The sequence below is a fragment of the Kitasatospora sp. NPDC059577 genome (assembly GCF_042735475.1).
GTDB lineage: Bacteria > Actinomycetota > Actinomycetes > Streptomycetales > Streptomycetaceae > Kitasatospora.
On the sequence record NZ_JBHWBZ010000017.1, the window covers coordinates 1 to 11,150 of the forward strand.

9 protein-coding genes are annotated in these 11,150 nt (G+C 74.6%); all 9 read right to left on the reverse strand.

The genetic code is table 11. The annotated features are described in order from the left end of the window. Positions 1-138: 138 nt before the first annotated feature. The 9 genes from ACFV0O_RS15930 to ACFV0O_RS15970 all read right to left on the reverse strand — a co-directional run bounded on the left by ACFV0O_RS15930 (position 139) and on the right by ACFV0O_RS15970 (position 11,025). Positions 139-1,377: a CynX/NimT family MFS transporter gene (locus ACFV0O_RS15930; RefSeq protein ID WP_380341605.1), complete on the reverse strand. Its 1,239-nt coding sequence runs from the start codon at positions 1,375-1,377 to the stop codon at positions 139-141. Between the two features lie 63 nt (positions 1,378-1,440). Continuing rightward, positions 1,441-2,172 carry a FadR/GntR family transcriptional regulator gene (locus tag ACFV0O_RS15935; protein WP_380341608.1) on the reverse strand — a complete coding sequence of 244 codons (732 nt, stop codon included), beginning with the start codon at positions 2,170-2,172 and terminating at the stop codon, positions 1,441-1,443. Between the two features lie 183 nt (positions 2,173-2,355). Next, a complete protein-coding gene (locus ACFV0O_RS15940) occupies positions 2,356-3,144 on the reverse strand; it encodes an HAD family hydrolase (protein ID WP_380341875.1) in 789 nt (262 codons plus the stop codon). 251 nt (positions 3,145-3,395) lie between these two features. Beyond that, positions 3,396-4,670 carry a serine--tRNA ligase gene (serS, locus tag ACFV0O_RS15945; protein WP_380341610.1) on the reverse strand — a complete coding sequence of 425 codons (1,275 nt, stop codon included), beginning with the start codon at positions 4,668-4,670 and terminating at the stop codon, positions 3,396-3,398. A gap of 612 nt (positions 4,671-5,282) precedes the next feature. Continuing rightward, positions 5,283-6,218 carry a prephenate dehydratase gene (gene pheA, locus ACFV0O_RS15950; RefSeq protein ID WP_380341613.1) on the reverse strand — a complete coding sequence of 312 codons (936 nt, stop codon included), beginning with the start codon at positions 6,216-6,218 and terminating at the stop codon, positions 5,283-5,285. A gap of 224 nt (positions 6,219-6,442) precedes the next feature. Continuing rightward, a complete protein-coding gene (efeB, locus tag ACFV0O_RS15955; protein WP_380341615.1) occupies positions 6,443-7,774 on the reverse strand; it encodes an iron uptake transporter deferrochelatase/peroxidase subunit in 1,332 nt (443 codons plus the stop codon). A 14-nt stretch (positions 7,775-7,788) separates the two neighbouring features. Beyond that, on the reverse strand, positions 7,789-9,846 hold the full coding sequence (locus ACFV0O_RS15960; protein ID WP_380341618.1) for a FixH family protein: 2,058 nt from the start codon (positions 9,844-9,846) through the stop codon (positions 7,789-7,791). Positions 9,847-9,859: 13 nt separating this feature from the next. Further along, positions 9,860-10,354, reverse strand: a complete 495-nt coding sequence (locus tag ACFV0O_RS15965) for a copper chaperone PCu(A)C (protein WP_380341620.1) — start codon at positions 10,352-10,354, stop codon at positions 9,860-9,862. Beyond that, positions 10,351-11,025 carry an SCO family protein gene (locus ACFV0O_RS15970; RefSeq protein WP_380341622.1) on the reverse strand — a complete coding sequence of 225 codons (675 nt, stop codon included), beginning with the start codon at positions 11,023-11,025 and terminating at the stop codon, positions 10,351-10,353. The genes ACFV0O_RS15965 and ACFV0O_RS15970 overlap by 4 nt, the downstream gene beginning before the upstream one ends. Positions 11,026-11,150: the final 125 nt, after the last annotated feature.

Here is an 11,150-nt window from a genome sequence, read left to right on the forward strand (position 1 = left end):
CACCCCGGGGCGGCCGCGGCGTCCCGCGCCCCCCCGCCCCGTACCCGCCCCCGCCGCCGGGGGGCTCCCCGGAGCGCCGTTCCCGTTCACGACCGTCGAGGCCGTCCGGACGCCGTGGCGGGTCCGGACGCCGGAGGGTCAGAGCGTGCGGTTGCGGCCCGCTCCCCAGCCGGCCACACCGACCACCAGCACCAGCGCCAGCATCAGCACCAGGGTGGTCTCCCAGCCGCCGGTGAGCTGGTGCAGGGCGCCGGCACCGACCGGGCCGGCCGCCGCGACCAGGTAGCCGATCGCCTGCGACATCCCGCCCAGCTGGGCGGCACCGGCCGCGCTGCCGGTGCGCAGCACGATGAACGCCAGGCCCAGGCCCAGCGAACCGCCCTGGGCCACCCCGAGGACGGCCGCCGAGACCCACGCGGCGGAGACCGGCGCGACCAGCAGCATCGCGATGCCCACCCCGTTCAGGGCGGCCATGGTCACCGCCAGGGCGCGCTGGTTGGTCATCCGGCCGGCCATCAGCGGCACCAGGAAGGCACCGGCCACCTGCACCAGGTTGGAGAAGGCGAAGACCAGACCGGCCTGGCCGCGGTCCATGCCGTGGTCGGCCAGGATGGTCGGCATCCAGGCCACCAGGGTGTAGACCAGCAGCGACGAGATGCCCATGAAGAGGCTGATCTGCCAGGCCAGCGGGGACTTCCAGATGCCCTCGACCGGCGTGCCCGGCGTCGCGGCCGCGGCCACCGCGCCGCGCTCCTGACGGCTGCGCAGCACCTGCGGCAGCCAGGCCACCGCGGCGACCAGCGCCAGCAGCGACCAGGCGCCGAGCGAGGCCCGCCAGCCGCCGCCGAGCACGTGCTCCAGCGGGACGGAGGTACCGGCGGCGAGGGTCGCGCCGACCAGCATGGTGGTCGAGTAGACGCCGGTCATGGTCGCCGCGCGGTCCGGGAACTCCCGCTTGACCAGGCCGGGCATCGACACGTTGAGCACCGCGATCGCCACGCCGATCACCACGCAGCCCGCGTACAGCGCGGCCACCGAGGGCAGCACCCGCAGCAGCACGCCCGCGCCCAGCACCAGCACCGCGCCCAGCACCACCCGCTCGGCGCCGAACCGCCGGGTCAGCCGGGGGGTGAGCGGGGCGCCGACGCCCTGGAACAGCACCGGGACGGTGGTGATCAGGCCGCTGGCGGTCGCGGAGAGGCCGAAGGTCCGCTGGATCTCGCCGACCATCGGGGAGATCGCGGCCAGGCAGGCGCGCATGTTCAGCGCGACCAGCACGATGCCGGTCAGCAGCAGGAGCGGATGGGCCAGCCGGGTGCGGACCGGGAGCGGGGCAGGGGTGGTGACAACCGGCTGCTGGGCACGGGTGACGGCCATGGGTGTGCTGTTCTTTCCGGGATGTGCGTGGATGCGGGCGGGACGGAGGAGGCTCGCGCCGTCCTACTTCCGGGCCGCGATGGACGCGAGCAGCTGCTCGACGGCCGCGGTCGGGCCGGCGAGCAGCGTGCGACACGCCGCCTCGGCCCGGTCCGGGTCACCGCTCTCGATCGCGTCGACCAGGGCCTCGTGGGTGGCCACGACGGCCTCGGGCATGTCGTGGTCGCCGAACGCGGAGGTCATCGCCTCGCGCACGGAGGCGCCGAAGTAGCGGTACACCTCGGCCAGCGCGGGGTTGTGCGCGGCCTCGACGACGGCGGTGTGGAACTCCAGGTCGTGCTCGACGGTGGCCTCTCGGCTCGCCCGCTCCGGGTGCGCCGCGAACACCTCGGCCTCGCGGGCCAGCGCGGCCCGCATCCGCCGGACGTCCTCGTCGGTGTGCCGCAGCGCGGCCAGCCGGGCGCCCTCGGTCTCCAGCGCCGCGCGGACCTCCAGGACGTCCCGGATGCCCGAACGCTGGACGCCGCGCAGGACGGAGGCCGGGTCACTGGTCGAGCGGACGAACGTCCCCTCGCCCTGCCGGGAGACCAGCATTCCGGCGTGCACCAGCACCCGGATCGCCTCCCGGACGGTGTTCCGTCCGACCTGCAGCTGCTCGGCCAGTTCGTGCTCGGTGGGGATCTGCGAACCCACGGGCCAGACCCCGCCGGCCAGCTGCTCCCGCAGCTGGTCGATCGCGGTGTCCACCAGGGACCGTCGTCCGGCCGCCTGCAGGCCGTTGCCCTCGCCGCTCATTCCGGACCCACCTCCCTCCGCCGTCGCACGTGTGCCTTCACCAGTCGTCGGTCATCCTACAACTGATTGCCCGGTCATCCTACAACTGTCGGGGAACGGTCCGTGAACACCCGACCACCGACACGCCGCACCGGGCGGGACCCCGGAGTCCCGCCCGTCCCCGGGCCCGGGGCGCGCCGCCGGTCAGCGGGCGGGGTAGAGGCGCTCCAGCACGACCGCGACGCCGTCCTCGTCGTTGCCGGCGGTGACGGTGTCGGCGACGGCGAGGAGTTCCTCGTGGGCGTTGGCCATGGCGACGCCGTGGGCGGCCCAGCCGAACATCGGGACGTCGTTGGGCATGTCGCCGAAGGCGATGGTGTCGGCGGCGCGCACGCCCAGGCGGCGGGCGGCGACGGCCAGACCGGTGGCCTTGGACAGGCCCAACGGGAGCAGTTCGACGACACCGGGGCCGGCCATCACGACGCCGACCAGGTCGCCGGCGGCGCGGCGGGCCGCGTCGGCGAGGGCGTCGTCGGTCAGCGCGTGGTGCTGGACGTAGAGCTTGCTGACCGGGGAGGCCAGCAGCCCGTCGCGGCCGACCCGGACGACGGGCAGGTCGGAGCCGATCAGCAGTTCGTAGCCGGGGCCGGCCAGGACCTGGCCGTCGAGGCCGTCCTGGTTGGCGGCGACGGCGAGCGGGCCGGTCTCGGCCTCGATCTTCTCGACGGCGAGGGCGGCGAGCCGGCGGTCCAGGGTGAGCGAGGTGAGCAGCTTGTGCGCGCCGGCGTCGTAGACCTGGGCGCCCTGACCGCAGACGGCTATCCCGGTGTAGCCGATCTCGTCGAAGACCGGGCGGGCCCAGACGGCCGAGCGGCCGGTGACGATGATGTGCAGCGCGCCCGCGCCGGTGGCCGCGGCCAGGGCGGCGCGGGTGCGCTCGGAGACGGTCTCCTCGCTGGTCAGCAGGGTGCCGTCGAGGTCGGTGGCGATCAGCCGGGGCGCGGGGGCGCCACCCGGCCCGGGGCCCTGCGGGGGGCCGGGGGGGGGGGGGGGCGCTCGGTGCTTGAACACGGGTGGTACGGCGGGGGGCGCTGTGGGCGGGGGCCCACCCGGGGTTGGCCACCCCCCCCCCCGTCCCGGGTGCCTTCCGGGGAGACGGGGCTGGGGCTGGTGGTGCTCATGGGCCGGTCGTCTCCCGGGAGTTGCGGGTGGAGCGGGTGGAGCGGGTGGTGCCGGGGAACCGGTTACTTGACCGGTTCGAGGACCGTCCGGCCGCCGAGGAACGGCCGCAGCGCCTCGGGCACGATGACCGAGCCGTCGGCCTGCTGGTGGTTCTCCAGGATCGCCACGATGGTGCGCGGGACGGCGACCAGGGTGCCGTTCAGGGTGGCGAGCGGGCGGGTCTTGCCGTCCTCACGCATCCGGATCGACAGGCGGCGGGCCTGGTACTCGGTGGTGTTGGAGGTCGAGGTGACCTCGCGGTACTTGCCCTGGGTGGGGATCCAGGCCTCGATGTCGAACTTGCGCGCGGCCGAGGCGCCGAGGTCGCCGGAGGCGACGTCGATGACCCGGTACGGCAGCTCCAGCGCGTTCAGGAAGTCCTTCTCCCACTGGAGCAGGCGGCGGTGCTCGTTCTCCGCGTCCTCCGGAGTGGTGTAGACGAACATCTCCACCTTCTCGAACTGGTGGACGCGGATGATGCCGCGGGTGTCCTTGCCGTAGGTGCCGGCCTCACGGCGGAAGCAGGACGAGTAGCCGGCGTAGCGCAGCGGCAGCTTGTCGGCGTCCAGGATCTCGTCCATGTGGTACGCCGCGAGCGGGACCTCGCTGGTGCCGACCAGGTACCGGTCGTCCTCGGCGAGGTGGTACACGTTCTCGGCGGCCTGGCCGAGGAAGCCGGTGCCGTCCATGGCGGCCGGCCGGACCAGGGTCGGGGTGATCATCGGGACGAAGCCGGCCGCGGTGGCCTGGGCGATCGCCATGTTGACCAGGGCGAGCTCCAGCAGCGCGCCGACGCCGGTCAGGTAGTACGAGCGGGCACCGGCGACCTTGGCGCCGCGCTCGGTGTCGATGGCGCCCAGGATCTGGCCGAGCTCGACGTGGTCGCGGGGCTCGAAGCCCTCGGCGGAGAAGTCGCGCGGGGTGCCGATCTCCTCCAGGGTGACGAAGTCCTCCTCGCCGCCGACCGGGGCGGCCGGGTCGATGAGGTTCGCCAGCGAGCGGAGCAGGCGGTCGGCCTCCTCCTTCGCGGCGCCCTGTTCGGCGTCCGCGGCCTTGACCTCGGCGGCCAGGTCCTTGGTGCGCTGCAGCAGGGCGGTCTTCTCGTCACCCTTGGCCTGGGCGACCTGCTTGCCGAGCACCCGCTGCTCGCTGCGCAGTTCGTCGAAGCGGCTGCCCGAGGACCGGCGCCGCTCGTCGGCGGAGAGGAGGGCGTCGACCAGGTCGACGTCCTCGCCACGGACGCGCTGCGAGGCGCGCACTCGGTCAGGGTCCTCACGGAGCAGGCGAAGGTCAATCACAGGCCCAAGCGTACCGGGCGGGCGTTCCTCCACCGGTACCGGTTTTCCCCTGGGGATAACCACCCCCGTCCTGTGGATAACTTCTGTGGGGGCCGCTCCCGGGTCGGGTTATCCACAGGCCCGGGGCCGGGGCTGTGGATCGAAGGGGAGGATCACCCTCCGCGCGACCGAGCCAGGGAATTGAGGTTTCAAACCCCATTCGACCTTCCCGAGTGAGGGAATTGAAGCACTCAGACGGGTGATTTGCTGGCAACCGGGTGACTCTGGTCCGATTAGTCATCTCTGCGACGCAAACCGATGATCCGACCAGTTCTGGGTAATGGCTATACCGGTTTGTCGACTCGTCCCCAGACCTGTGGATAACTCGGAGCTGTGGACAGAGGTGGGGCCTGTGGACAGCGGCCCGCGGCCCCGGGCGGGCCTGTGGACGACGGGTGGGGTCGTCCGCCCCGCCCGATCGCCGCAGTCCAAAACGGTCGGAAAAGGTCAGAAAGACAACGGGTATCGCTCGGATGACTGCGAGGTCTCCGGCGTCTCGGGCATCTCCGCCGCCTCCGCCGCCTCCGCCGCCTCCCGCGCGTCCGGTGCTCCCGCGCGCCGCCGCCGCGGGACTCAGACGTCCCCGCGCCCGTCGAGTGCGCGGGAGAGCCAGTCCGCCGCCGAGCTGAAGTCCGCGTCCGAGGTCCCCGGCCGCCGGTGGGTGGACACCTGCCGGTCGGCGCGCGGATAGGAACCGAGGAACCGCACCTGCGGGGAGATCCGCTTGAGCCCCATCATCGCCTCGCCCACCCGGCGCTCGGACAGGTGGCCCTCGCAGTCGATCAGGAAGCAGTAGTTGCCCAGGCCCTCGCCGGTCGGCCGGGACTCGATCCGCATCAGGTTGACCCCGCGCACCGCGAACTCCTGCAGCAGCTCCAGCAGCGCGCCCGGGTGGTCGTCCGGCAGCCAGACCACCATCGAGGTCTTGTCCGCGCCGGTCGGCGAGGACACCCGGCCCGGCCGGCCCACCAGGACGAACCGGGTGGCCGCGCTCTTGGCGTCGGCGATGTCCTTGACCAGCGGGTCCAGCCCGTAGATCGGCGCCGCGAACTCGCCCGCGAACGCCCCGTCGTAACGGCCCTCGGAGACCAGCCGGGCGCCGTCGGCGTTGGAGGCGGCCGACTCCCACGTCGCCTCCGGCAGGTTGGCCGCCAGCCAGCGGCGCACCTGCGGCTGGGCCACCGGGTGGCTGGTGACCGTCTTGATCCCGGACAACTCGGTGCCCGGGCGCACCAGCAGCGCGAACGAGATCGGCAGCAGCACCTCGCGGTAGATCATCAGCGGTGCGCCGGAGGCCAGTTCGTCGTTGGTCGCGGTGACCGCGCCCTCCACCGAGTTCTCGATCGGCACGAACGCCCCGGCGGCGTCCCCGCCGCGCACCGCGTCCAGGGCCAGCGCCACCGAGGACAGCGGCACCAGCTCGCGGGTCGCCGCCTCGGGCAGGGTGTGCAGCGCCGCCTCGGTGAAGGTGCCGGCCGGGCCGAGGTAGGTGTAGCGGGTCGCCGACATGACGCCTCCGGGAGGACTCGGTGCTGCGTGGAACGGGCGGTGCGGACGGGGTGGTGCGCTACGAACGGTGCGGTACGGCCGGTGCGGACGCGGTGGTGCGGACGCGATGCTGCCGAAGCTGTCACCCTAACGATTCCCCGGTCGCGGCAGGAAAGCGTTCCGATGGCCGGGACACGGCCGGTCGGCCCGTGGTACGGGACCGCGCCGGCCTCCCGGGAAGGGCCTCAGCCCTCCAGCAACTGCTGGCCGAGGTAGCCCCCGGCCGGTGCGGCCGGGGGCACCGCGTACACCCCGCTCGCCTCGTGCCGCAGGAAGCGGGACAGGCCGTCGCCCCGGGAGAGCTTGCGCTGCACCGGGGTGAAGCCCCTGCGCGGGTCGGACTGGAAGGCGAGGAAGAGCAGCCCGGCGTCCGGGGAGCCGTCCGGCAGCAGCCCGTCGTGGTACGAGAAGCCGCGCCGCAGCATGGCCGCCCCGCCGTTGGCCGCCGGGGCGGCGACCCGGACGTGCGCGTCGGCGGGGATCGCCAGGGTGCCGTCCGGGCCCTGCGCGGACAGGTCGACCGGGGCGTGCTCGCCGGACCCGGCGGGTGCGCCGAGCGGGGCGCCGTCCGTCTTGCGCCGTCCGATCACCCGCTCCTGCCGGTCCACCGGGAGCGCCTCCCAGTGGTCCAGCAGCATCCGGATCCGCCGGAACACCAGGTACGAGCCGCCGGCCAGCCAGGCCGGCTGCTCCCCGCCGGCGGTGCAGAACACCTTCGCGGCGAATCCGTCCTCGCCCGGCTTCGGGTTGTTGGTGCCGTCGACCTGGCCCATCAGGTTGCGGCCGGTCACCGGCTTCCCGGCGGCCCCGGGGGTGCGGGCGAAGCCGGCCGACTGCCACCGCAGTGCCGCCGTGCCGGCGGCCAGCCGCTGCAGCACCCGCAGGGCGTGCACCGCCACCAGCGCGTCGTCGGCGCCGATCTGGAGGAAGAGGTCGCCGTCGCCGCGGGCGGGGTCGAGCGCGTCGCCGGGGAAGGCGGGCAGCGGTTCGAGCCCGGGCGGGCGGCGGTCGGCCGCCCCGGCCTTGTCGAACAGCGCGGCGCCGAAGCCGACGGTGAGGGTGAGCGAGCAGGGCCCGGCGTCCAGGGCGACCTGGTCGTCGAACTCCTCGGCGGGCTCCCCGGCGGTCAGCCGCTCGGCCGCCTTCGTCCAGCGCTGCAGCAGCCCGCGCAGCCCGTCCCGGCCGACACCGTCGGACAGGTCGAAGGCCGCCAGCTGGACCCTGGCCTGCTGCGGTTCGAGGATCCCGGCCTGGTGCTCGCCGCGGAACGGCACCCGGGCCGCGCCGAGTGCGCCGCCCGTGGCCGCCGCACCGGCGGGGCGGCCGGTGCGGTCCAGGGCGACCGCCCCGGCGACGCCCGCCCCGGCGCCGACCAGCAGCCCGGCGCCGGCGGTGCCGAGCAGCGCCCGCCGGGTGACGCCGGTACGGTCCTCGGCGGCCCGCTCCTGCACCGGTGCGGCGTCCGTCGTCCCGGTGTCCGTCGTCCCGTGGTCCTGGGGCCGGTCGTTCGTCGTCACGTCGTCCACCGCCGTCAGCCGATCTTGAACTGCTGGGTCGGCGTGGTCTGGTCGATGTCGGAGGAGCGGACCTGCACCGACACCACCCAGGTGCCCGCCAGCGGCAGCTGCGCGGTGCCGCTCCAGCGGCCGGTGCCCTCCGGGGTGAGCGCGACCGGCAGCGGGCCGAGGTCGCGGTCCGGCAGGGTGAAGGCGAGCTGCACCTCGGGGACGTCCACCGGCTGTCCGTCGGCGCCGTCCAGGGCGAGCTTCACCTCGTTCGGGCCGGTCCGCGCCGGGTTGAGGGTGACGGTCGCGGTGCCCTTGGCGTTCGGCGTCCGGCCCTTGGTGTCGTACGGGAGCTTGAGCTCGACGGTGCGGCCCGGCTCGGTCTGCGGCGCCGCCGCGGCCCCGTCGGTGGCCGGCGCGGCGGTCCCGGCCGTGACCTCGCTCGCGACCCGTCCGGGCGGGGAGTTGGTGAGCATCGTGGTGACCACCAGCACCGCCACCGCGACCAGCGCCTCGACCAGCACCGAGCGGCGCAGTCCGGCTCGGGTCGGGGTCAGCCCGCGCTCGCGCCCGGCGCTCTCCCGGGCGGCCCGCTGACGGTCCAGCTGGGCCTGGCGGACCGGGTCCGCGCTGTGCGCGGCGACGCCGACCGGCTCCGGCACCTCGGCCTGCTCGACCTCCGCCGCCTCGGCCGGGGCCGAGCGCAGCCGGGCCAGCCAGGAGCGGGAGATCCAGGCGACGCCGAGCATCACGGCCACGCAGCCGCTCTTCACCAGCAGCAGCCGCCCGTACTCGGTGCCGGTCAGCGCGCCCCAGCTGCCGAGGCCCCGCCAGGACTGGTAGATCCCGGTCACGACCAGGACGGCGACCGAGCCGAAGGCGATCCTGGAGAAGCGGTCCACCACCCCGGCGCCGGCGCCCTCGCGCAGCGCGACCAGCAGCGCGGCCAGTCCGCCCAGCCAGAACGCCATCGCGATCAGGTGCAGGATGCCGAACGGCAGCGCCAGCCAGACCTGGATGCCGACCGAGGCGTGGTCGGCGCCGACCCAGGTCGCGGAGAGGGCGACGGCCAGCACCAGCCCGGCCACGCCGAGGCCGAGCCGGGTCTCCCGCTGCGGCCGCTCGGCGGCCCGCCGCTCCAGCTCGCGCAGCTCGGCGGCCTCGGCGTCCTCGTCCTCGGTGCGTCCGCTCCCGGCCCGCCCGCCGGCGCCGCCGCCCTCGACCGGCCCGTTCTCGGCGCCGCCCGTCGGGGGCTGCGCCGGGAGCGGTGTCGACGGCTGCCCCAGCTGGCCGACCAGCAGCGACAGGAACACCCCGCCCGCCGCGAGCAGCAGCAGCCGGGCGGCCAGCGCGGTGCCGATCCGCTCGTCCAGGGTGGCGCGCACCAGCGAGAGGTCGAAGGCCTGTCCGATCCCCGAGCCGCGCTCGTACGGGCCGCGCAGCATCAGCACCGCGACGGTGGAGACCAGCAGCGCCGTCCAGCCGGTCATCAGCAGCCGCTGCACCGGCCGCCGGGCGGTGCCGGCCGGCCAGCAGACCAGCACGAAGGCGGCGGCCCCGGCCAGCAGCGCGAACGCCGCGTACGCGACGGTGCGTCCGGTGCCGTACAGGGCGGCGACCAGGCCGTCGGCCTTGGCTCCCTGCAGCGCGGTGGCCGACACCGAGGTGTCCGAGGGCGCGCCGATGGAGAAGGTGAAGGCGCCGCCGACCGGGTGCGAGTCATCGGAGACGGCCCGCCAGGCGACGGTGTACGTGCCGTTGGCGAGCCCGCCCTTCAGGCCGACCCGGGCGGTGTTGCCCCTGCCGTCGGCGTGCGCCGGGTCGCCGGTGTCCACGGCCTTGCCGGCCGGGTCGAGCACCCGGACGGAGTCCGAGGAGAGCGACACGGACTCGCTGAAGGTCAGCGTCACCGCCGACGGGGCGGTGGCGACCACGGAGTTCTGTCGCGGGTCGGTGGAATCCAGGGTGGCGTGCGCGGAGGCCGGTCCGGCGCCCGCGAGCATCAGCGCGAGCAGCGCGCCGAGCACTCCGAGCACCCCGGCGATCCGGCGGTGCGAGGCCTTCTCCAGGCCGGCCGACTGCATGGTGGCGGGTCCCCTAACTCTGGCCGGGGCGGTAGGTGAGCTCCTTGACCGGCACCTTGACCGAGATGGTGCCGGACTTGGCGAAGGTGAGGTCGAGCTCCACCTCGTCGCCCAGGACGGGGGCCTTCTGCCAGCCCATGATCATGAGGTGGGTGCCGCCGCGGGCGAACTGCAGCGCGCCGTGCGCGGGCACGTCCAGGCTGGCGACCTGTTCCATGCTCGACGGGGTCGAGCGGTGCATGGTGACCGACTCGGCGCCGGGGCTGGTCACGCCGACCAGCTGGTCCCGGCCGCCGTCGTTGCGGACGGTCAGGTAGCCGGCGGCCATGCCGCCCGCCGGGGGCAGCGGGATGTAGGAGTCGGCGACGCTGAGCCGGGCCGGTCCGCTGCCGGCGCCGTCCTGGCCGCCGCTCCCGCAGGCGGCCAGGACGGCGCCGCCGCCGAGGGCGGTCGCGACGACGGCGCCCAGCAGGGCGGTGCGGCGGAAGCGGCTGGTCCCGGCGGTCACGCCGCGACCCCCTTGGCGAGCAGCGGGAGGTCGTGCTCGTAGGTCTTCTCCTCGGTGCCGCTCATGTAGAGCACGTGCGCCTTGTCGTCCGAGGGGAGGAAGGCCAGCACCTGCGCGCCGTGGGTCGAGGTGACCGTGCCGTCCGCGTTGACCACCGGGTCCTCGATCATGATGCCGAGCGACTTGGCGGCGCTCTTCACCTTGGCGAGGTCGCCGGTCAGGCCTATGAAGTCGCTGCCCATCGAGTCCAGCCAGGTGCGCAGCACCTTGGGGGTGTCGCGCTGCGGGTCGGTGGAGACGAAGACGACGTTGACCTTCTGCCGGTCCTCGGGGGAGAGCGCCTTCATCGCGACGCCGATGTCGCCCATGGTGGTCGGGCAGACGTCCGGGCAGCTGGTGTAGCCGAAGAACAGCAGGGTGGCCTTGCCGTTGGTCTGCTGCCGCAGGTCGTAGGGCTGGCCGGAGGTGTCGGTGAGCTGGAGGTCCGGCTTCTCGAAGTTCCTGGCCAGCTTGGTGCCCTGGTACGGGGTGGCGTCCTTCTGCTGGGTGACCTTCGCGGCGGTGGGAGCACCGGAGGAGCCGCAGGCGGACAGCGTCAGGGCGGCGGCCAGCGCGAGGGCGGCCGCGCCGGCCAGGCGGGCGGTACGGGCGGTGCGGGCGGTGCGGGACATGCGGGATCCGATCGTGCGCGGTGAACCGCCGGGGGGGGCGCCCCCCCGGGGCGCGGGCCCGCCCCCCGCCCCGGGGCCTCCGAGGCCCGCGCCCCCGACTTCGCCGCTGACCCACCCCACCCCCC